We start from the raw sequence: 21,071 nt of genomic DNA, 5'->3' as shown, positions 1-21,071 counted from the left end.
CCAACTGTTCCGATTCCCGAAACGTTGAAAGGATGGCTTTGCCATGCCGACCCCCTTTTTCGCCGACCTGGTGCGCGAGCTGGCGCAGGAGGGCGGGACCGGGCCGCTGACGCCGACCGGCGCGGTGCCCGGCCATCGCCGGTTCGCGGGCGCCGTGCCGCCCGGCGTTCCGTTTCATTATGCCGTCGCCGGGATCGCCCATCCCGATCAGTGGGAGGTCGGGATCGGGCGGATCGACGGCAGCGGGCGGTTGCTGCGTGACGCGGTGGCGGCTTCATCAGCGGGCGGCGCGACAGTCGATTTCGCGCCGGGGCTGAAAACGATCGCGCTGACCGTTGGCGCCGACTGGTTTGCGGGCCGCGATACCGAGGCGGCGGCGCTGGCGGACGAGGTGGCGGCGCTGGGCGGCGAAGTGGCGACCCTGACCGGCGTGGTCGCTACCAGACAGCCGATTTCGACATTGCATGGCAGCGTGGAGTCGGGCGAAGCGAGCGACACGGTGACACTTCGCCGCGGCGCGGACTGGTTCAACATTCCGCTTTCGGCGCTGGCGTTTCGCGATGCCGACGGGCGATATATATTCGGCGCAGCCGTCCCCAATTATCTGTTCAACGTGGCGATCGCCAATCCCGCTCGCGGCATCCTCGCCGACTTTGCCAACCTCTCCGGCACGCCGAACGGCGCCCAGATCAGCTTCACGCAGGCCGGCATCAACAACTGGTGCATCGGGCAGGTTCCGGGGATCGACGCCTTTGCCCTTTACCGGGGGCGCAACGGCGCCGCCGATGGCACCGAAATCTGTCGCTGGTCGGGCACCGGCCTTGGCGTCGGCACGTCCCCGGCTGTCCGGCTGCATGTGAAAGCGGGCGGCGAGATACAGCGGCTCGAAACGACCACGGCGCGCGGCGGTGGCGCCTGTTATCAGGCCTTTTACGATCCGTCGGGGGCCAAGGGGTTCTGCGGCTATTCGGCGATCGACGATGGCTTCGACATCTGGAACAGCCTGAACCATCCGATTCGCTTCGGCACGGGCGGCGCCTATCGCTGGGCGATTTCGTCCGCCGGGGGTTTCTATCCGGTCGCCGACAATGCCTATACCATTGGCGGCAGCGTCAACCGGGTCAGCGAAATCTATGCCGTCAACGGCACGATCAACACCAGTGACGCGCGCGAAAAGACATGGCGCGGGCCGCCGACCGAGGCCGAACTGCGCGCCGCGCGGCGGATCGCGGGCGAACTGGGGTTCTTTCAATGGAACGCCGCGATCGCCGAAAAGGGCGAGGACGGCGCGCGGCTGCACTTCGGCGTGCGCGCGCAGGCGGTATGGGCGATCATGGCCGACGAAGGCCTGATCGATCCCGTTGTCGAAGGCGGCGATCCGAGCAGCCGCCATGCCTTTCTTTGTTACGACGCGGGGGATGAGCGGGGCGGGGACGAGGCCGTCGCCGACCGCTTCGGGGTCCGCACCGATCAGCTCGCGCTGTTCCTGATCGCGGCGCAGGAAGCGCGGATCGCGGCGCTGGAGGGGGCGGCATGATCGACGGATCGGCACTGGCGGCGCGGGCGATCGCCGATGTGGCCCGGCGCGGCCTGGCGAGCGAGTGGGCCGGGCCGGAGCCCGCCGCGCCGCAGACGGCGCCGCCGCCGGTGCGCGAGGCGGCGCGGCGCGTGACGCTGCGCAAACCATAGGACCCTAACGAAAGGGCGCGACAATGACGATGATGGTGAAGGATCCGGGGACGCGGATCGATTTCGAGTTCGACTGGGCGGCCGCCTATCCGGGCGGGCAGGCGGTGATCGCGAGCGACTGGTCGGTCGAACCGGCCGAGGATGGCGGGGTGATCGTGGTCGGCGCGGCGCACGACCTGCTGGAAGTGACGGTCACGCTGGCCGGCGGGATCGCGGGCCACGTCTATCGCGTCACGAACCGCGTGACGATGAGCGACGGACAGATCGACGAACGGTCGATGACGATGCGGGTGGAGGAGCGATGATGGCCGAAAGTCTGGTGCCCGGCGACGCGCCGGTGAGCCTGAACGAAGCGCGCGGCTGGCTGCGGCTGGGCGCGACGGTCGACGATGCGGTGGTGGCGGGACTGGTCCGCGCCGCGACCAATATCTGCGAGGCCTTTATCGGCCAGTGGCTGATCATTCGCGCTGTCGATGAGCGATTGCCGATCGGTGCGGGCATGGTGCGGCTCGGCGCGCGGCCGGTGGTCGGCATCGACAGCGTGGCGCTGCTGGCGCCGGGCGGCGGAGAAACGCCGCTGGCGGAGGCCGATTACCGCGTGTCCGTCGGCCGCGACGGGAGCGCGCACATAAGGATCGAAGCGGCGGGCGGCGCCGGGCGGCTGCGCGTCACCTATCGCGCGGGGATCGCCGATGGCCCGAACGGCGTGCCGGAAGCGATCCGGCAGGGGATATTGCGCATGACACAGCATCTGCACGATGCCCGCGACGGGTCGGGCGCGGCGCCGCCGGCAGCCATCGCCGCGCTGTGGCAACCGTGGCGGCGGCTGACGCTGGGCGGCGGGCAGTGACGAGCGCCGAAGGCGCGGTGCGCGCCCGCGCGCTCGACCTGCTGGCGCGCGACGATGCGCTGGCGGCGATGATGCACGGCGTTTTCGACGGGGTGCCGCCGCGCGCGAGCGCGCCCTATGCGATGGTCGCCGGCGCCGAGGGCCGCGACTGGGGCACGAAGGACCGCGCGGGGCGCGAGGTGCGGCTGACGCTGGTGCTGGTGGGCGTCGGCGGCGCGATGGAAGACGGCGCCGCCGGCTGTATCGAGCGCGTCGTCGCGGCGATGCGCGGGACGGCGGGCGGCTGGAATATCGTCGGGGCACGCACGATCCGCACACGCTTTGGCTTTGGGCGCGAGGGCGGCTGGCGGCACGAAATTGTCGTGCGGTGCCGGTGCCTTGCGGCCTGAGCCCTGGCGGTCGCGGATCAGTCGCCGGGCAGCGTGTTGGTCGATTTATAGTCCTTGAACTTCTCTGTGAAGTTCTCGTGATAATCCTCGACCTGCCAGTCGGCGTCCTCGGTGGCGACCTTTTCGGAATCGCCCGCGGCGCGGCCGAGCGCGATCACCGCCTTGCGAAAGGCGTCGCGTTCATTCGCGCAGTTCGCCTTCAGCCGCATCCCATATTCGGCCTCTTCGATCTTGGCTTCGAGCGATCGTTTGAGGTCGTCGCGAAGGCATTTGGTGAAAGCGGCGCGCGTCCGGTCGACCGTCGCGGCGGGCGACTGGACCATCGCAGCCAGAACCAGTGTCGTAATCAGCATCCTGCGACTCCCCATTCCGCATGATTATTTTTCAAGGAGATTAGACGATGGCCATCGAAAATGGGAGCGCTTTTCTGCTCAAGGTCGGCGACGGCGGCGCGCCGCCGACCTATCGGACCGTCGCTGGGCTGCGCACGACGCAACTGTCGGTGAACGGCGAGGCGGTGAACGTCACCACCAAGGATTCGGGCGGATGGCGCGAGTTGCTGTCGGGCGCGGGGGTACGGTCGGTGTCGGTGAGCGCCGCGGGCATCTTTACCGGGTCCGATGCCGAGCTGCGGCTGCGCGGCCATGCGCTGTCGGGCGTGATCGACGATTATGAGCTGAGCTTCGAGAGCGGCGAGCGGCTGCGCGGGCGCTTTCTGGTCACGCGGCTCGACTATGCCGGCGATTATAATGGCGAGCGCAATTACACGCTGAACCTCGAATCGAGCGGCGCGGTGGTGAGCCTGTGAGCGCGTCGGCGAAGATGGGGGCGAACGCGCTGCGCGGCGAGGCGGAACTATGCGTCGCGGGCGAACGGCTGGTGCTGCGCCCGAGCTTTGCGGCGCTGGTCGCGGCGGAGGCGGAGCTGGGGCCGCTGTTTGCATTGGTCGAGCGCGCGGCGGACGGGCGGCTGGCGCTGGGCGAACTGGCGGCGCTGTTCTGGCACTGCGTGCGCGACCGGCCCGCGGCGCTGACGCGCGAGGATGTCGGCGAGGCGGTCGTGGCGCAGGGGCTGGCGGCGGTTACCCCGGCGCTGCGCGTGCTGCTGGGGCAGATATTGCAGGGGCGCTGAGGTGGCGGACGAGCGGCTGGGACCTGCGGCGGTGACGCTGGCGGGGCTGATGGCGCGCGTCGCGGGGTGGCGGCCCGATGATTTCTGGGCGGCGACGCCCGCCGATGTGCGCGCGGTGCTGGCGGGGTGGATCGACGCGGGCGATGCTGCCCGGTTCGACCGCGCGGCGCTGAGCGCGATGATGGAGCAATTTCCCGATGGATGAGATCGACGAGATGGTCGTCGCGGTGCGCGCCGACACGGGGGCGTTCCGGCGCGACATTGCCGCGCTGCGCGCGGAGCTGCGCGGGCCGCTGGTCGCCGGCGCCGAGGAGGCGGGAAATGCGATCGAGCGGGCGCTGTCGCGCGCGATCACCACCGGCAAGCTGGGGTTCGAGGATCTGAAGCGGCTGGCGCTGTCGGTGATGGCCGACATTGCGCGTGCAGCGATTTCGGGCGGGCTGGGGGCGGCGCTGGGCGGCGGCGGGGCGAGCGGGGGCGGCGGGCTTCTGTCGCTTGGTTCGTCGATCGCGATGGCGCTGTTCGGGGCGCCGGGGCGCGCGACGGGCGGGCCGGTGAGCGCGGGGCGCGCCTATCGCGTCGGCGAGCGCGGACCCGAGCTGTTCGTGCCGACCGCGAGCGGGCGGATCGAGGCGGCGGGCGGGGCGACGCGGCATATCGCGATCACGGTGAATGTGCAGGGGCCGGCGGGCAATGATCCGCAGCGGCTGGCGCAGACGGGGCGGCAACTGGCGCGCGCGGTGCGGCGCGCGGTGGCGGCGGGGGAGGACTGATGGGCTGGGCCCTGGTGGCGGCGGCCGAGCCGCATCATCGCAAGGGGTGGATCAAGCGGTTCGACCCGCGCTTCTGGACGGTCGATTTTGCGCGGCCGATGATGGCGAGCGTGACGAGCGCGGCGCCGGGGGCGCTGCGCGTCGAGGCGGTCTTTTACCGCAAGCAGGATCTGGCGGGGCTGATCTGGGAGACGGCGGACCGGTGGGATCACCCGCTGCTCGCCTATGAAACGCGGCGTGATTTCCGGCACACGCAGCTCCTTTTCCGATGGCGGTCGGGCGGGGTGAAGCCGCTCGACGCGCTGCATGGCCCGACGCTGACGATCGAGGGGCGCGATGCGGGAGGCAATCCGCGCGCCTGGTATGTGCGGTTGTGGAACTATGCCGAGGGGAGTGCGGAGGATGCGGTGGTGACGCTCGATTTCGATGCGCTCGACGGCGGTTTCCTGCTTCCCGGCGAGGCGGATCCGGTGTGGGCGGGGGATGTCGACAGGATGTTCGTTTCGCTGGTGCCGCCGACCTATGACGGCGGCGAGGGCGATTTGGATGCGCCGGTCGAGGGCTGGGCCGAGATGAGCGACATCGTCTGCACCGGATCGGGTTCGGTGCTGGCGATCGGCGATGCGGTGCTCCCCGAAACGGCGCTGGGCATGACCAACGGCTATGACGATTGCTATCACCTGACCCCGGCGCGCGTGGTGCGGCAGATCGTGCAATTGGGCTATCGCGGCGACGTCGTCCATTATGTCGGGATGAGCCATTATATGCGGCTGGCGCCGTCAGCCGCGGGCCTGCTCGCGGATGCGTCGGCGGGCGCGTTGAACGGTCCGTGCGCGGCCTGGCATCGCGATTTGGCCGCCGCGTGCGCGGCGGCGGGGCTGGGGCTGATCTGGTCGCTGTCCTATGAATTGTTCGACGCCTATTGCCCCGAGGACTGGAAGCAGCGCGACGCCGATGGCGCGCCCGCGCTGACCGGGTGGGAGCCGCCCTCGACCCTGCTGTCGCCGGCGAATGCGGCGGCGATGGCCTGGTTGCAGGCGGTCGCGCGGGCGTTCGTCGCGATCGGGCGCGATGCCGGGCTGGCGTGCAGGTTTCAGGTCGGCGAGCCCTGGTGGTGGATCGCGGACGGGGGGCGCATCTGCGCCTATGACGCGGCGGCGTCGGCGGCGCTGGGCGGCGCGGGCGTGGCGATTGCCGACGTGCGCGGGCCGCTCGACGCGGCGCAGCGGGCGATGCTCGATGCGCTGGGCGCCTTGCTCGCCGATTCGACCGCCGCGCTGGTCGCGGCGGCGCGGGAGGAGGCGGGTGCGGCGGGGCTGGTCAGCCACTTGCTCGTCTATCTGCCGACGGTGCTCGACCCGGCGGCGGCAGAGGTGCGGCGCGCCAATGTGCCGCTCGGCTGGGCGGCGCCGGCGTTCGACGTGCTCCAGCTAGAAGATTATGACTGGGTGACCGGCGGGCGCAGCGGCGAGACCGCTGGCGCGCGCGCCGCGATGGCGCTGCGGCTCGGTTATCCCATTGCAGAACAGCATTATTTTTCGGGGTTCGTGCTGCTGCCCGAACAGCGCGGCCGGTGGGCGGCGATCGCAGAGGCCGCCGACGCGGCGCGGCGCGCGGGGGTGGCGCGGACCTTTATCTGGGCGCTGCCGCAGGTGGCGCGCGACGGCTTCACGGCCTTTGATGGGGAGGACAGGGTGCAGGCGTTCGATGCAGTGGATTTCCCGATTGCGATCGGGCGCGAGGCGGTGGCGCTGACCGAATTTTCGACGCAGATCGTCAGCTCGCCATCGGGGCACGAACAGCGCGCGAGCGAATGGGCCGAGGCACGGATGCGCTATGACGCCGGGCCGGGGATCAGGTCCGAGGCCGATGTGCGCGCGCTGACGGCGTTTTTCCGCGCGCGGCGCGGCGCGGCGCGCGCGTTCCGCTTTCGCGATCCGTTCGACAGCAGTTCGGCCGCCGATAACGGGCTGCCGACCGCCGAGGATCAGTGGCTGGGGACAGGCGACGGGGTGCGGCGGCAATTTGCGCTGGTGAAGCGTTATGGCGAAGGCGACGCCGAAGCGGTGCGGCCGATCCGCCTGCCGGTCGCGGGGAGCGTGCGCGTGTCGGTGGGTGGGATCGAGACGGCGGCGTTCCTGGTGACGGGCGAAGGCGAGGTGCTGCTCGACGCGGCGCCCGCCGAGGGCGCGGTAGTGCGGGCGGGATTCCGCTTCGACGTGCCGGTGCGCTTTGCCGACGACCGGCTGGAGGTGAGCCGCGCGACCTTCCTCGCGGGCGAGCTGGCGAGCGTGCCGCTGGTCGAGGTGCGCGCGCCATGGTGACGCCGGTGAGCCTGAACGCCGCGCCCGACTGGCTGCGCGCGGAGCTGGTGACGCTCGCCTGGTGCTGGCGCCTGTCGCGGCGCGACGGGGTGACGATCGGGCTGACCTCGCACGACCGCGACCTGCTGATTGACGGGCTGGTCTATCGCGCGGCGCCGGGGATGAAACCGTCGGCGATCGAGACGCGCGACAGCCTGGACGCGGCGACGATGGACATCGAGGGCGCGATCGCGAGCGATGCGATCGCGGCGCGCGACCTCGACGCCGGGCGCTGGGACGGGGCGGAGCTGGAACTGTTCCTGACCGACTGGACGGCGCCCGCAGCGGCGCCGGTCACGGTCGCGCGCGGATCGCTGGGCTCGGTCGAGCGGCGCGGCGCGGGGTTTTCGGCCGAACTCAAAGGCGTGACGCAGCTGCTCGACCGGCCGGTGTGCCCGGCGACGTCGCCGTCGTGCCGCGCGACGCTGGGCGACCGTGCGTGCCGGGTCGATCTGGCGCCGCGCACGCATGCCCGGCGTGTTGTCGCGGTCGCGGGGCGCGTCGTGACGCTCGATGCCGCCGCGCCGCATATGGCGTTTGGCGAATTGCTGTGGATCGAGGGCGCCAATTGCGGGCTGGCGAGCCCGGTGAGCGCCGCCGAGGGGGCCGAGTTGCATTTGGCCGAAGCGCCGCCCTTTGCACCGGACGCGCCGGTGCGCGTGCGGCTGACCGAAGGGTGCGACAAGCGGCTGGCGACCTGCCGCGACCGTTTTGCCAATGCGGTCAATTTTCGCGGCGAGGCGCATCTGCCGGGCAATGATCTGCTGACGCGCTATCCGGGTGGATAGGGTCGGCGCGCGCGCTTTCGCGGCGGCGCGGGCGATGGTCGGGGCGCGGTTCCGCTTTCAGGGACGCGATCCGGCGGCGGGGCTCGATTGCGTCGGGCTGGTCTGGGCGGCCTATGCCGACGCCGGTGTGCGGCTGGCGCGGCCTGACGGCTATCCGCTGCGCGGTTGGGCGCGGGCGCGGATCGAAGCGGCGTTGGCGGCGGCGGGGTTCGCGTCCGCAGACGACCGCGCGCGAGCGGGCGATGTGGCGCTGATCGTCCTGCCGGCGGGGCAATTTCATCTGGGGCTGATCGGAACCGATCGCTGGATTCACGCCCATGCGGGGTTGCGGCGCGTCGTCGAGGCGCCCGTCGATGCCGAGGTGCGCGCGGCGCCGCGATGGCGCCTGCGACAAGGAGACAATGATGGCGACTTTGGTGCTGACGGTGGCCGGCGGGCTGATCGGCGGGCCGGTGGGTGCGGCGATCGGAGCGGCGCTGGGCCAGCAGGTCGATGCGGCGATCCTGGCGCCGAGGCGGCGCGAGGGGCCGCGGCTTGCCGACCTGAAGGTGCAGGCGTCGACCTATGGCCAGCAGATACCGCAATTGTTCGGGACCATGCGCGTCGCGGGCAGCGTGATCTGGGCGACCGACCTGATCGAGCGGCGCGAGAAGCGCGGCGGCGGCAAGGGGCGGCCTTCGACGACCGAATATAGCTATGCGGTGTCGCTGGCGATCGCGCTGTCGTCGCGGCCGATCCGCGCGATCCGGCGCATCTGGGCGGACGGCAACCTGCTGCGCGGGACGAGCGGATCGTTCCGGGAGCGCTGCACCTTTCGCTGGTACGACGGCAGCGAGGACCAGATGCCCGACCCGCTGATCGCATCGGCGCTGGGGATCGCGTCGGCGAGCGGCTTTCGCGGGATGGCCTATGCGGTGTTCGAGGAGCTGGAGCTGGGCGGTTTCGGCAATCGCATCCCGTCGCTGACCTTTGAGGTCGAAGCCGATGCGGGGAGCATCGACGCGGGGCTGATCGGCGCGCGGCTGCTGGACGATGCGGTGCGGTGCGGCGGCGACTGGGGATTTTCGGGCTATGCGGCGTCGGGCGACCGCGCGCGCGACGCGCTGACGCCGCTGTTCGAGGCCGATGGCGTGCGGCTTCTCAGCGGACCGGGCGGCTGGCGCCTCGCGCCCGCCGCCCAGGCGGGGGAGGCGGTGGCGCTCGCCGATTTTCGCGAGAAACGGCGAGGCGAGGAAGCGGCCGTCGACACCGAGCGGCGACGGGCGCCGCTGGCGTCGCTGCCGGGCACGATGCGGCTGCGCCATTATGAGCCGGACCGCGATTATCAGCTGGGCCAGCAAACAAGCCATGTCGCGGGCGGCGGCGCGCGTGAGGAGCGGATCGACCTGCCCGCCGCGCTGCCCGCCGCGTCGGCGCGCGCGCTGGCCGCGCGGCTCGCGGGGGCGGCGGCCGACGGGCGCGAGACGATGGCCCTGCGCGCCGATCTGGCGGCGGCGGCATTGACGGTGGGGCAGGTGGTGATGCTCGCCGATGGCAGCGGCTGGCGGCTGGCCGAACGCACGATCCGGGGCGACGAGATATGGCTGGAACTGCGTCGGCACCAGCCGCTTCCGGCGACCGGGCTGCCGGCCGATCCCGGCGTTCCCGTGGGAGCGCCCGACTGGCCCGACGCGACCGGGACCATCCGCGTCCTCGACCTGCCGAACCTCGGCAGCCCGGCCGCATCGGCGCCGCGCGTGCTGGTCGCGGGCGCGGGCAGCAACGACGGATGGCGCGGCGCCGACCTGTGGTTCGTTCCCGCGCCCGGCGCCGAACCGATCGCGGCGGGGACGCTGCGGCCCGCCGCCGCGCTGGGGCATCTGGCGGCGCCGCTCGAGGCGGGGAGCGCGGACCTGTTCGACCTTGCCAATGCCGCGATCGTCGAACTGACCAATCCGGCGATGACGCTGGAATCGGTCGACGATGCGGCGCTGCTCGGCGGGGCGAACCGCGCGATGCTGGGGAGCGAACTGCTGCAGTTCGGCCGCGCGGAGGTGGTGGCGCCGGGCCTGTGGCGGCTGTCGCACCTGTTGCGGGGGCGTGCGGGGACGCGAGACGCGATGATCCATGATGCGGGCGAAGCCTTTGTGTTGCTGGACGATTCGGCGGCGCTGCTGCTGCCCGAAACGCTGTCGGGCTGGACCGAAAGCGGCGAGGCGGTGCTGCAATGGATTGCACGCGGCGGCACGGCAATGAGCGAGGTCGCGGTGCCGATGGCGGGCCGCGCGCTGCGACCGCTGGCGCCGGTGCATGGCCGCCTATCGCCCGATGGAGCGGGTGGGGCGACCGCAGGCTGGGTGCGGCGCAGCCGGGTCGATACCGGATGGCGCGACCAGGTCGATCTGCCCGTCGGCGAAAACCGCGAGGCGTGGCGCGTCGCGCTGGCGCCCCCCGTGCCCGGCATCGGGCCATGGGAGCTTTCATCGCCCGTTCTGGCAATCGCGGCGGGCGAACTGGCGACCGTGCCGCCGGGGACGGCGCTGGAGGTTCGGCAGGTCGGCGATTTCGCGCTGTCGCCGCCGCTTTTCATACCGCTGACATAGGAGGACAGGATGACCGACACGCTCGCGACGCCGCGATTTGGCCTGCCGCTGCTTGCCGTCGCGCAGGCGCAAAAGGAGGTGACGCACAATGAGGCGCTGACGCTGCTCGACGCGCTGCTGCACCCCGCCGTCGAGGACGGCCCGCTTTCCACGCCGCCCGGAACGCCGACGCCGGGGCAGGGCTGGATCGTCGGGACGGCGCCGACCGGCGCGTGGGAGGGGCAGGACGGCGCGATCGCGCTGTGGACCGGCGGCGGCTGGCGGTTCGTTGCCGCGCGCGAAGGCATGCGGATTGTCCGGCTGAGCGATGGCGCATGGCTTTGCTTTCATGGCGGCATGTGGGTGGCGCCGGCGACGATCGACCCACCCGGCGGGGGCGGCGTGATCGATGTGGAGGCACGGGCGGCGCTGGTCGCGCTGCTCGCCAGCCTCGAGGCGCAGGGTCTTATGATTTCAGGCTGATTTTGTGTTTTTTGACGGCGAGAGTGCGACTTTTTGGCAACAGATTGACGATTTGTTAGCTTGCACGGAACCAAAGCGGCGAGTAGGACGTCTGGCGAGACGTATATCTCAAATTGAAAGGGGAATTATTATGAGGAAGCTTGCCGTCGCTGTGGCGTTGGCCTCCACCACCCTCGCGTCGCCGTCCATGGCGCGCGACGATTCCTGGTATGTCGGTGTTGGCGCGGGCGCAATGCTCGTCGAAGACATTGATCTCGATATCGGCACCTTCAACAATGCCGGGTCGCTCGACCATCGCGCGGGCTATGATTTCGAAGGCACCGTCGGTTATGACTTCGGCGGGTTCCGTGCCGAAGTCGAAGTCGGCTTCCGTGAAGCCGACATCAAGTCGGGCCGTTTCGGCAACCCCGGCATCCCGCAGACGGCATCGGGCGCGGGTACGCTGTTCACCGGCTCGACCGACCTGAACGGCGATTCGAACGCGCTCAGCTTCATGGTCAACGGCATGCTCGACTTCGGCGACGACGACGGCCTGCAGGGCTTTGTCGGCGGTGGCGCCGGTGTCGCCCGCGTGTCGGTCGAACCCGTCTTTGCCGGTCCGTTCCTCGACGATTCGGACACGGGCTTTGCCTGGCAGGCGATCGCGGGCGTCCGCGCGCCGCTCAGCAGCAACTGGGACGTCGGCCTGAAGTATCGCTTCTTCAACGCCGACAATGTCGATCTGGTGGATCAGGCCGGTCGCGACGTTTCGACGCGCTTCCGCTCGCACTCGATCCTCGGCACGCTGACGTACAACTTCGGCGGCGCTCCGGAGCCGGTGGCGCCTCCGCCGCCGCCTCCGCCGCCCCCGCCGCCCCCGCCGCCCCCGCCGCCTCCGCCGCCGCCGCCGGTCGTGGAATGCGCGCCTGGGCCGTACATCGTGTATTTCGACTGGGATCAGTCGAACATCACGCCGGAAGCGGCTTCGACGCTCGACAATGCGATCAGCGCCTATAACCGTGGTTGCACGGGCACGCAGATCATGCTCGCCGGTCACGCCGACCGTTCGGGTTCGGCCCGCTACAACGTCGGCCTGTCGGAACGCCGCAACGATGCGGTTCGCAGCTATCTGACCGCTCGCGGTATCTCGGATGGTTCGATCAGCGCGCAGGCGTTCGGCGAAACCCGTCCGGCCGTTGCGACCGCCGACGGCGTCCGCAACGACCAGAACCGTCGCGTGGAAATCACTTACGGTCCGAACTCGGGCATGTAAGACCGGTTTCCATCCCCGACGGGACTGGAAGAAAAGAAGGGCGGTACCGGAAGGTGCCGCCCTTTCTTTATGGCCCACGCTTCTGCTGCTTTTCGCCGCGCGCGATTGCGACTTGTCTTTCGTCGTCAATGTTATAACGTTACATCGACGCCGTGCCTTTGGCGTCTTTGAACGGGGGATCGCCCGACCATCGGCCGCGATACCCCGATCGACCGGGAGAGAGACGATGCGCCGACGCCGCAGCATTTTTCGTACCAACCCCAATGCCAGCCCGCTGATCAACACGACGCCGCTGATCGACGTGATGCTGGTCATGCTCGTGATGTTCGTCATCACCATCCCGCCGCCGACGCACAGCGTCGACGTAAGCCTGCCGGGAACCGAACCGGGGTCGGCGGAAATCCACGAAGAAAATCGCATCAGCATCGACCGGGCCGATGTGATCCGCTGGAATGGCGAGGCGGTCGACCTGGCGCAGCTGGGGCAGTTGGTGAAGGCGTCCGCCGACCGGGCCGAACCGGTCACATTGCTGTTCGAGCCCGATGCGCGGGCGCGTTACCTGCGCGTCGATCAGGCGATCGGCGCGATCCGCCGCAACGGCGGGACGACAATCGCCTTTCCGGGGATCGACGGCTATCGCGACCTGATCTGATCGCACTTCAGCCCGTCGGCGCCGTTCCGGGGCGGAGATAGGCCATCATATAGCCGACGTAATCGGCCTTGCCGAGCGGCGCTCCCATATGCCGCAGGATGGCATAGGCGGCAACGAGATGGAAATAAAACTGCGGCTGCGCCCAGTCGCGAACATAGGTGAGGGCGGTCATGTCGAAGACCATTCCGTTGGGCAGGTCGAAGCTGACCGGCCGGTCCGCCTCGCCCTCGACGCTCGACCGGTCGATCCCTCCGAGCCAGGCGAGCGCGTCGGCGATTTGCGCCTGGAGCGCGGCGAAATCGGCGCCGTCCTCAGCAAAGCCGGGCGCACCCGCTGCGCCGAGGCGCGTCGCGGGCTGGACCGCCTGCATGCAGGCGAAGCGGATCTGTGCCGCGAGCGGGAACATGTCGGGCGCGAGGCGGGCCGCCAGCAGCTGCTGTTCGCCAACGCCATTGTCGGCGCCCCAGGCACGTGCCTTGTCGAGCTGGGCGGAGAGGGCATTCAATCCGTTGACGTAAGCGGGCACGGTCATGTCGTAGAGCATCGTTGATCCTTCGCTGGGGAGTTGGACGCGGTGTGCCAATCAGGCCGCGGTCAGACTGTCCTGAAACTGAAGACGCGCGAGGCGGGCATAAAGGCCGTCGGCGGCGACAAGGTCGTCGTGGCGCCCCTCTTCGACGATCCGCCCTTCGTCCATCACGACGATGCGGTCGGCGGCGCGGACGGTGGCGAGACGGTGCGCGATGACGACGGTGGTGCGGTCGTGCATCAGCGTTTCGAGCGCGTCCTGAACAAGCTTTTCGGATTCGGCGTCGAGCGCCGACGTCGCTTCGTCGAGCAGCAACAGCGGCGCGCGGCGCAGCAGCGCGCGCGCGATCGCGACGCGCTGGCGCTGGCCGCCGGAGAGGCGCGCGCCGCCCTCTCCCATGAATGTGTCGAGACCTTGCGGCAGCTTGCGGAGGAACTCCTCGGCATTGGCGGCGCGCGCGGCGGCCCACAGATCCTCGTCGCTGGCGGCCCAGTTGCCGTAGCGCAGATTGTCGCGCGCCGAGGCCGCGAAGATGACCGTTTCCTGAGGCACCATCGCGACACGCGCGCGGATGTCGGCGGGATCGGCATCGACGAGCGGCACCCCGTCGAGCAGAATCTGTCCCGCCTGCGGATCGTAGAAGCGCTCGGCGAGCTGAAAGAGCGTCGATTTGCCTGCGCCCGAGGGGCCGACGATCGCAACGGTTTCGCGCGGGCGGATTGCGAGACTGAAATCATGGAGCGCCGGCGCATCGGGGCGCGTCGGATAGCGGAACTCGACGCCGCGAAACTCGAGCGTGCCGATGGGCGGGTCGGGGAATGTGCGCGGGTGCGCGGGCGGCGCGATGGTCGCCTCGGCGTTCAGAAGCTCGCTGAGCCGCTCGGCGGCGCCGGCGGCGCGGAGCAGGTCGCCATATACCTCGGTCAGGGCGCCGAACGCGCCGGCAACGAGGCCGCCGGTGAGCACGAAGGCGGCGATGGTGCCGCCGGTGATCGTGCCCGTTGCCACGCCCTCCGCCCCGTACCACAGCAGCGTTGTGATCGCGCCGAAGAGGAGGCCGATGACCGTCGCGGTAATGATCGCGCGCAGGCGGATGCGGCGCTTGGCGGTCGCGAAATTGGCTTCGACCGCGGCGGCGAAGCGGTCGGCCTCGCGCGCCTCCTGCCCGAACGCCTGGACAATCTTCATCGCGCCCATCTGTTCGGCGGTAGTCGCGCCGATGTCGGCCACCCGATCCTGGCTGATGCGCGACACTTTCTGGAGCCGCCGACCGAGGAGTACGATCGGCAGGATGATGACCGGAATCCCCAGCAATATGCCCGCCGTGAGCTTCGGCGAGAGGCTGAACAGATAGGCGATGCCCCCGATCCCCATCACCATGTTGCGGAGCGCGACCGAGACGGTCGTGCCGACGACCTGTTCGATGATCGCAGTGTCCGCGGTCATGCGCGAGGCGATTTCGGACGGGCGGTTTTCCTCGAAAAATCCGGGGGCGAGGCGGAGCAGGTTGCGTTGCACCGCCTGGCGGATGTCGGCGACGGTGCGTTCGCCGAGCCAGCTGACGAAATAGAAGCGCAGCGCAGTCGCCAGCGCCAGCGCAACGACGATGGCGTAAAACAGCCGGAAATGCGGGGCGACGTCGCCGCCGCCCGCGATGAAGCCGCTGTCGATCATTTCCTTGAACTGCCAGGGGATTGCGAGTGTCGCGAGCGCCGCAATGCCAAGCGCGACCGCGGCGACCGCGAGTTGCAGCGGGTAGCGGCTGGCATAGTGCCACACCATGCGCAGACTGCCGAGCTTGCGGCTGGGTCCGGCTTTCGCGGCGGGCTGGTCGGATTGGCTGGCCATGGCGTCGGCCCTAGCAGCGGGGTGAGGCGCGCTCAACGCCGCAGAATGCGGCTTCGGCTTCAAACGCCGTGAAGCTGAACGAAATGATGCGTTGCACAATGGCGATCAAGGCCTAGACTGCGCGGCAACGGGGCGCCGGAAGAGCGTCCGACCGGACCAAGGAAATCTCGATAGATGCTGTATCACGCCTTTGACATGCAGAAGAACTGGCTGGCAGGCGCCAGCGCGCTGGCGACCGCGGGCGCGCAGGTGATGCAGCACCCCGCGAATCCACTCGGCTATTTCAGCGGCAGCCCGATGTTTGCCTCGGCGCTCGAGGTCTTTGCCCACGCCGCTGCGCCGCGCGGCAAGCCGGGGTTCGAGCTGTACGAAACGACCGTCGATGGCGAGACGGTGCGCGTGACCGAGGCGATCGAGGCGCGGAGGCCCTTTGGCCAGCTCAAGCATTTCAAGCACAAGGGCGCGAAAGATGCGCCCAGGCTGCTGATCGTCGCACCGATGTCGGGCCATTATGCGACGCTGCTGCGCGGGACGGTCGAACGGATGCTGCCCGGCCACGACGTGTGGATCACCGACTGGCGCGATGCGCGCAACGTGCCGCTGGAAGCGGGCCGGTTCGACCTCGACGATTATATCGACTATCTGATCGCCTGGCTGGAGCATATCGGGCCGGGCGCGCACATGCTTGCGGTGTGCCAGCCATCGGTGCCGAGCCTGGCCGCCGCGGCGATCATGGCGGCGAACAGGCATCAATGCCGTCCGAAGACGCTGACGATGATGGGAGGGCCGATCGACACGCGCAAGGCGCCGACCGCGGTGAACGAACATGCGACCACGCGCCCCTATGCCTGGTTCCAGGAAAATGTCATCGCGACCGTTCCGGCCTATTATCCGGGAGCGGGGCGGTGCGTCTATCCGGGCTTCCTGCAGCTTGCCGGTTTCATGTCGATGAACCTTGGCAACCATATGATGAGCCATTGGGAGATGTTCAAACATCTGGTCGATGGCGACGGCGAAAGCGCCGACAAGACCAAGGAATTCTATGACGAGTATCGCGCGGTGTGCGACATGACCGCCGAATTTTATTTGCAGACGGTCGATGCCGTGTTCCAGCGCCACCTGCTGCCCAGGGGCGCGTTCGAGCACCGCGGCGAGCTGGTGGACATCGCAGCGATCGAGGATATTGCGATCCTGGCGATCGAGGGCGAGCGCGACGATATTTCGGGGATCGGCCAGACCAAGGCGGCGCTGACGCTGGCCAGGGCACTGCCTGCGGAACGGAAGAAATATCTGCTGGCCAGGGGAGTGGGCCATTATGGCATTTTCAACGGCCGCAAGTGGCGCGAGGAGATTGCGCCGGTGGTCGAGCAATGGATCCGCGCGCACGGCGGCTGACGGATCGACGGGGCTGCCAGCCGCTCTAGCGTCTCCGTCCGAGATGCCCCGGCAGGTTGGTGGCGCGGGTCAGGCCGGGTCGCCAGGTGTCGATTTGCGGCGGCGGCACGATCTGGAAATCGAGGCGGCTGTCGGCCGGAATGAGTTGATCGTCATGCGCCGCGCGCAGCCGGACGGTTTCAATCTCGCGGTCGGTCTGGATGCCGAAGCGCGTTCCCGCGACCCAGCGCACCGTGCCCAGCATCGGCTGATGCCCCGGCAGGAACACGCTCATTCGCTCGCCGATTTGCAGCATATGCGGCCCTTGTCCGCCGATTCCGGTCAGCGACACATTGCGCAGCGTGACATCGAAGCGCCCCAGCCGCTGACAGGCGAGCGCCGCTTTCACCAGCCGCGACTGCCGTGGCTGGCGCTTTTCCTCCGGCGGGGGTGAGGCGGGGTTGGCCTCGGAATAGGACATGCGCGACTCAGTATCTGCCGCCCGACTCCCACCTCGGACGGTTTATTCAATTGGTCCCGAAGAATCCCCTAAAGGAAGAAGGTAAATATTCGTATATCGTGTTCGATAATTTTGGCGGAGGGGGGAGGTGAGGCCGCGCCGAAACGAGCGGGTTTCCGCCCGCCAGTTTCAATAGGCGAGCGCACATCCGTCGGCGCGCATTTCGCTCGCCGCGGCGTAAACGCGCGTATCGCCGTCCATCCGATGTTCGACGCATTGATAGCGTCCGAACCCGCCATCGGATTCGCCCAGCGTCCAGCCGATCTCGGCCAGCCGTCGCCGACTTGCATCGGGCACGCCGCTTTCGAGCCGCAAGAGGCCGTTCGGGCCAAGGCCCGCCGCATCCTCGCCCATCGTTTCGGACGATCCCTCGTGATGCCAGCGCGGCGAGTCGCCCGCCGACTGGATTTCGAGCCCGTAATCGACGCGGCCCACGATGATCTGCGTCTGTCCTTGTGGCTGCATGTCGCCGCCCATCACGCCGAAACTCATCCACGGCACGTCGCCGCGCGCTGCAAAGCCGGGGATGATCGTCTGGAACGGCCGCTTTCCGGGCGCGTAGATGTTCGGATGCCCATCCTGAAGGCTGAACAATTGCCCACGGTCCTGGAACATGAAGCCGAGGCCGTCGGCAACCAGCCCCGACCCCATGCCGCGGAAGTTCGACTGGATCATCGACACCATCATCCCGTCCTTGTCGGCGCAGCTGAAATAGGTCGTGTCGCCATGGCTCGGCGCTTGCCCCGGATGGACGGGGGTGAGCAGGCGGTCGGGGCGGATCAGCTTTGCGCGTTCGGCGGCATAGTCCTTTGAAATCAGCCATTCGACCGGCACCCTGGCAAAGTGCGGATCGGCATAATAGCGCGCGCGGTCTTCATAGGCGAGGCGCTTCGCCTCCGCCTGCAGGTGAATCGACAGCGCCGACTGGAATCCCGCGCCCTTCAGGTCGAAATGTTCGAGGATATTGAGCATCTGCAAGGTCGCGATGCCCTGGGTGTTGGCGCCCAGCGCATAAACGTCGGTGCCGCGATAGGCGGTCTTGTGCGGCTCGATCCATTCGGATCGATGCGCGGCCAGATCCTCGTAGCGCAGCCAGCCGCCGATCCGTTTGAAATAGGCATCGATCGTCCGCGCGATTTCACCCTCGTAAAAGGCGTCGCGCCCGCCTTCGGCAATCAGGCGGAAGGTGCGCGCAAGGTCGGGGTTACGGAACACCTGCCCCGCCATCGGTCCCTTGCCGTCGTTCAGGCCCCAGGTGCGCAGCGCATTGTCGATCTCTTCGATCCCGCGGCCCGGCTGGCGGAATCCGGCAAGGCTGCGCCGCATATAATAGGCGATCATGTCGGGCACGGGCGCGCCCACCTCGGCGTGCGCGATGACGGGCTCGAACAGTTCCTTCCACGGCAGCTTGCCGTAGCGCTGGTGCATCGTCCACCAGCCGTCGACCGTGCCGGGAACCGACACGGTAATCGCGCCATAGGCGGGCAGGGTGCCGCCGCGCGCGCGCGACCGAACCGTCGCGAGATCCAGCCCGCGCGGGCTTTTCCCCGACCCGGCCAGCCCCGCCAGCTTCTTTGTCCTGGGATCCCATATCATCGCATAGACGTCGCCGCCGATGCCGTTCGCGGTGGGTTCGAGCAGGCCGAGGCACGCATTGATTGCGATCGCGGCGTCGACCGCCGACCCGCCGCGCCTCAGCATGTCGATCCCCGCCTGCGTCGCGAGCGGGTGCGCGGTGCCCACCGCGCCGCTGAGGCCATAAACGGCGGTGCGCGACGCAAAGCTCGCACCGACCGGGCGGTCGCCGGCATGGACGTCGGGGCGCACGAACCGGTCGGCACCCGATTCCCACACCGGCGGAGTGGTCTTGTCCGGCCTGGCGGCCGCGGGCGCGGCCTTGGGCTTTCTGCCCTCCGCGAAGCCAGCTGTCGGTATCAGCGCGGCGGCGGGGACGGCGGTGAGGAGTGTGCGGCGACGCATGGACTGGGATCCCTTATGTGAAAAGTCCACTGTTGCGGGATGGCGGCAGCATGGCAAGACCGGAGTCGACGTCTGTTCGTGGCGCAAGCAGGGTGCGGGCGAACCAAGGGCCCGCCGCGTGCCGGGGCACGGGCGGGCTGCGTGTCATGGGTCGGGATGTCAGCGCAGGCCCGACAATCTGATGTCGTCGACGCGGCCGTAGCGGACGTCGCAGGTGAACTTGCCGCGGTCATAATATCCGCCGCGGCCCCAGCGGCCGCCATAGCCGTCGCGCACCACAACGCGCCCCTTGACCCTGTAACCGTGCCGCTTTCGGTCGATGCTCGTCACCTCGGTGACGTCGGTTCGGCCATAGCGGCGGCTGCCATATTCGACGGCATTGACGCACTGGCGAACCGCGCTGCGGCTGTTGCCATAGCGACGATAGTCATAGCCATAGCCATAACGCGGGTCGCCGTAGCGGTCGCGATAGCGATAATCATGTCGGTCGTAACGGTCGTAGCGATCATTGTCCGACGACAGGATCGCCGCGAGGCCGCCGAGCACGACGGCCCCGGCGATGATCTCGCCCGCGCTGATCCCGTCGCGGTCGTGCCGGTCGCGCGCCATCGCGGGGCTCGCGCTCATCACCATCGCGCCGACGGTGGCCGCGCCGATTGCAGCCTTGGTCAGATTGGCCTTGATAGCCATGGTTCGGTCTCCTCAAACAAGCGCAGGCGGCGTGTTGCGGCCTGTTGATGAGGGTTTAGCGGGACGGCGGTGACGCGGCGCTGAACCCCGCGCTTATCCGGCGTTCAGCCTGGGTTGGCTGGCGTTCAGACTTGCGAACGGGCAAAAGGCCCGCCTCCCAGTGGGAAACGGGCTTTCGCGACCGGCACGGATGACCAGATCTTGCGGGTTATCAACAGACGCAGCGCGGCTTCGGCCTGGGTTTCGGCTTCCACTTTTTCTTCGCCACATGGCGTTTGCGCACCGGCACATCTTCATAATAGGTGCGCGTCGTCGTCTCGACCGTTTCGGTGACGACGGGCGCGCCGTTGATGATCGTCGTGACGACGACGCCCGGCGCGTACCAACCATAGCCATAACCATAGCCGCCGTGATGCACGCTCGTCGTATAGCCGCCGCGATACGCGCCGCGACCGGCCCACCATTGTTCGCACTTCTTCTTGTCTTCGGCGCTGCCGATCGCGCTGCCCGCGAGCGCGCCCAGCCCGCCGCCGATCAGCGTGCCTTCGGTGCGGTTGCCGCGCCCGGCGATGCGGTTGCCGGCGATGCCCCCCACGACACCACCGACAACCGCGCCGCCCACTGTGCCCCCCCGGCCACAGCGGCGTTCCATTTCGGCTTCATATTGCGGATCATAACCGCCGTGATGCCAGAAATAACCATGCGGCGGCGGCGGATAGGGCGCGCCATGGCTTTCGACCGTGCCTTCGTAGCGGCCCTCGTAACGGCGGCCGTCGGGCGTTTCATAGGTGCCGTCCCAGGTGCCCGTCCAGCGCCCCTCGGCATCATAGCCGCTGATGCGGCGATATTCGGTCTCGCTTGGCACGCGGTCGGGATGCCCCGTGTAAACGCGCGCGTCGGGATCGGCGGGCACGCCATAGTCGAGAGCGGGCGGTTCGGCGCCCGCACGCCCTGTCAGCAGCAACGACCCCGCAGCCAGACCCAATAGCAAGATGGTGCGCATGCCTAACTCCCTGTTCCCCGGCACGAACCGATTGGTTAACAAGTTGTTATCAAAAAGGGCGCGGATTCGCGAATCCGTTAACTGTAAGTGTAGCGTCCCGATTTGGGGCATATGCGAGGGGCTGGAGGGCGGTCGACGATCGAAAACGGACGTTTAGGGAAGTTGCTCTCTCCCCTTCAGGGGAGGGATACGCAGG

At 68.8% G+C, this 21,071-nt stretch carries 23 protein-coding genes and 1 pseudogene; 17 read left to right on the top strand and 7 right to left on the bottom strand.

Annotated elements, in window-relative coordinates; genetic code table 11:
* The first annotated feature begins 43 nt into the window (after window positions 1-43).
* From SALA_RS10170 to SALA_RS10155, 5 genes are read left to right on the top strand one after another with little or no spacing between them, the layout of a single operon-like run.
* The gene (locus tag SALA_RS10170; RefSeq protein WP_011542285.1) at window positions 44-1,537 is read left to right on the top strand and encodes a tail fiber domain-containing protein; all 1,494 of its coding nucleotides are present in this window, start codon (window positions 44-46) and stop codon (window positions 1,535-1,537) included.
* Window positions 1,534-1,689: a hypothetical protein gene (locus SALA_RS17135; protein ID WP_153802680.1), complete on the top strand. Its 156-nt coding sequence runs from the start codon at window positions 1,534-1,536 to the stop codon at window positions 1,687-1,689. The genes SALA_RS10170 and SALA_RS17135 overlap by 4 nt, the downstream gene beginning before the upstream one ends.
* 23 nt (window positions 1,690-1,712) lie before the next feature.
* Complete coding sequence (locus tag SALA_RS10165; RefSeq protein ID WP_041383243.1) at window positions 1,713-1,994, top strand: hypothetical protein; 282 nt, start codon at window positions 1,713-1,715, stop codon at window positions 1,992-1,994.
* Window positions 1,991-2,539 (top strand): head-tail connector protein, encoded by a 549-nt coding sequence (locus SALA_RS10160; RefSeq protein ID WP_049754637.1) that lies wholly within the window; start codon window positions 1,991-1,993, stop codon window positions 2,537-2,539. Before SALA_RS10165 ends, SALA_RS10160 begins: the two co-directional genes overlap by 4 nt.
* A complete protein-coding gene (locus SALA_RS10155) occupies window positions 2,536-2,928 on the top strand; it encodes a tail completion protein gp17 (RefSeq protein ID WP_153802679.1) in 393 nt (130 codons plus the stop codon). The genes SALA_RS10160 and SALA_RS10155 overlap by 4 nt, the downstream gene beginning before the upstream one ends.
* 17 nt (window positions 2,929-2,945) lie before the next feature.
* On the opposite strand, the gene SALA_RS10150 is transcribed toward SALA_RS10155, so the two are convergent.
* Entirely contained in the window at window positions 2,946-3,281 is a 336-nt protein-coding gene (locus tag SALA_RS10150) for a hypothetical protein (protein ID WP_011542283.1), read from the bottom strand.
* A gap of 47 nt (window positions 3,282-3,328) precedes the next feature.
* On the opposite strand from SALA_RS10150, the gene SALA_RS10145 reads away from it, so the two are divergent.
* The 11 genes and pseudogenes from SALA_RS10145 (at window position 3,329) to SALA_RS10095 (ending at window position 12,931) form a co-directional block, all read left to right on the top strand.
* Window positions 3,329-3,736 carry a phage tail tube protein gene (locus SALA_RS10145; RefSeq protein WP_011542282.1) on the top strand — a complete coding sequence of 136 codons (408 nt, stop codon included), beginning with the start codon at window positions 3,329-3,331 and terminating at the stop codon, window positions 3,734-3,736.
* Window positions 3,737-3,750: 14 nt separating this feature from the next.
* Window positions 3,751-4,059, top strand: a complete 309-nt coding sequence (locus SALA_RS10140; protein WP_041384011.1) for a gene transfer agent family protein — start codon at window positions 3,751-3,753, stop codon at window positions 4,057-4,059.
* A 1-nt stretch (window position 4,060) separates the two neighbouring features.
* Window positions 4,061-4,264, top strand: a complete 204-nt coding sequence (locus SALA_RS10135; protein WP_041383241.1) for a phage tail assembly chaperone — start codon at window positions 4,061-4,063, stop codon at window positions 4,262-4,264.
* The gene (locus tag SALA_RS10130) at window positions 4,257-4,832 is read left to right on the top strand and encodes a tail tape measure protein (protein ID WP_011542280.1); all 576 of its coding nucleotides are present in this window, start codon (window positions 4,257-4,259) and stop codon (window positions 4,830-4,832) included. The genes SALA_RS10135 and SALA_RS10130 overlap by 8 nt, the downstream gene beginning before the upstream one ends.
* Window positions 4,832-7,156, top strand: a complete 2,325-nt coding sequence (locus tag SALA_RS10125; protein ID WP_011542279.1) for a DUF2460 domain-containing protein — start codon at window positions 4,832-4,834, stop codon at window positions 7,154-7,156. Before SALA_RS10130 ends, SALA_RS10125 begins: the two co-directional genes overlap by 1 nt.
* Window positions 7,150-7,983: a DUF2163 domain-containing protein gene (locus tag SALA_RS10120; protein ID WP_011542278.1), complete on the top strand. Its 834-nt coding sequence runs from the start codon at window positions 7,150-7,152 to the stop codon at window positions 7,981-7,983. The genes SALA_RS10125 and SALA_RS10120 overlap by 7 nt, the downstream gene beginning before the upstream one ends.
* A gap of 34 nt (window positions 7,984-8,017) precedes the next feature.
* Window positions 8,018-8,296: pseudogene (locus SALA_RS16825) on the top strand (NlpC/P60 family protein); the annotation flags it as partial.
* 88 nt (window positions 8,297-8,384) lie between these two features.
* Window positions 8,385-10,565 (top strand): phage tail protein, encoded by a 2,181-nt coding sequence (locus tag SALA_RS10110; RefSeq protein WP_237700855.1) that lies wholly within the window; start codon window positions 8,385-8,387, stop codon window positions 10,563-10,565.
* Window positions 10,566-10,574: 9 nt separating this feature from the next.
* Window positions 10,575-11,027 carry a DUF2793 domain-containing protein gene (locus SALA_RS10105; RefSeq protein WP_011542276.1) on the top strand — a complete coding sequence of 151 codons (453 nt, stop codon included), beginning with the start codon at window positions 10,575-10,577 and terminating at the stop codon, window positions 11,025-11,027.
* 130 nt (window positions 11,028-11,157) lie between these two features.
* On the top strand, window positions 11,158-12,279 hold the full coding sequence (locus tag SALA_RS10100) for an OmpA family protein (RefSeq protein ID WP_011542275.1): 1,122 nt from the start codon (window positions 11,158-11,160) through the stop codon (window positions 12,277-12,279).
* A gap of 226 nt (window positions 12,280-12,505) precedes the next feature.
* Window positions 12,506-12,931 carry an ExbD/TolR family protein gene (locus SALA_RS10095; protein ID WP_011542274.1) on the top strand — a complete coding sequence of 142 codons (426 nt, stop codon included), beginning with the start codon at window positions 12,506-12,508 and terminating at the stop codon, window positions 12,929-12,931.
* Window positions 12,932-12,938: 7 nt separating this feature from the next.
* On the opposite strand, the gene SALA_RS10090 is transcribed toward SALA_RS10095, so the two are convergent.
* Together SALA_RS10090 and SALA_RS10085 are read right to left on the bottom strand one after the other, a co-directional pair.
* Window positions 12,939-13,475, bottom strand: a complete 537-nt coding sequence (locus tag SALA_RS10090; protein WP_011542273.1) for a DUF1993 domain-containing protein — start codon at window positions 13,473-13,475, stop codon at window positions 12,939-12,941.
* A gap of 39 nt (window positions 13,476-13,514) precedes the next feature.
* Entirely contained in the window at window positions 13,515-15,308 is a 1,794-nt protein-coding gene (locus SALA_RS10085) for an ABC transporter transmembrane domain-containing protein (protein WP_011542272.1), read from the bottom strand.
* 174 nt (window positions 15,309-15,482) lie between these two features.
* Between SALA_RS10085 and SALA_RS10080 the strand changes: the two genes are divergently transcribed.
* Window positions 15,483-16,703: a polyhydroxyalkanoate depolymerase gene (locus tag SALA_RS10080; RefSeq protein ID WP_011542271.1), complete on the top strand. Its 1,221-nt coding sequence runs from the start codon at window positions 15,483-15,485 to the stop codon at window positions 16,701-16,703.
* Window positions 16,704-16,728: 25 nt separating this feature from the next.
* On the opposite strand, the gene SALA_RS10075 is transcribed toward SALA_RS10080, so the two are convergent.
* The 4 genes from SALA_RS10075 to SALA_RS10060 form a co-directional block, all read right to left on the bottom strand.
* Window positions 16,729-17,163, bottom strand: coding sequence for a PilZ domain-containing protein (locus SALA_RS10075; protein ID WP_011542270.1), 435 nt, complete (start codon window positions 17,161-17,163; stop codon window positions 16,729-16,731).
* A 168-nt stretch (window positions 17,164-17,331) separates the two neighbouring features.
* Window positions 17,332-19,182: a gamma-glutamyltransferase family protein gene (locus SALA_RS10070; protein ID WP_041383238.1), complete on the bottom strand. Its 1,851-nt coding sequence runs from the start codon at window positions 19,180-19,182 to the stop codon at window positions 17,332-17,334.
* A gap of 159 nt (window positions 19,183-19,341) precedes the next feature.
* The gene (locus SALA_RS10065) at window positions 19,342-19,872 is read right to left on the bottom strand and encodes a hypothetical protein (protein ID WP_011542268.1); all 531 of its coding nucleotides are present in this window, start codon (window positions 19,870-19,872) and stop codon (window positions 19,342-19,344) included.
* Between the two features lie 211 nt (window positions 19,873-20,083).
* Window positions 20,084-20,875 (bottom strand): glycine zipper 2TM domain-containing protein, encoded by a 792-nt coding sequence (locus tag SALA_RS10060; protein ID WP_011542267.1) that lies wholly within the window; start codon window positions 20,873-20,875, stop codon window positions 20,084-20,086.
* Window positions 20,876-21,071 lie beyond the last annotated feature (196 nt).

Origin of the sequence: Sphingopyxis alaskensis RB2256 (assembly GCF_000013985.1) — a bacterium.
GTDB lineage: Bacteria > Pseudomonadota > Alphaproteobacteria > Sphingomonadales > Sphingomonadaceae > Sphingopyxis > Sphingopyxis alaskensis.
The sequence above is the reverse complement of the archived record's forward strand: the minus strand, read 5'-3'. Positions and strand labels throughout refer to the sequence as shown.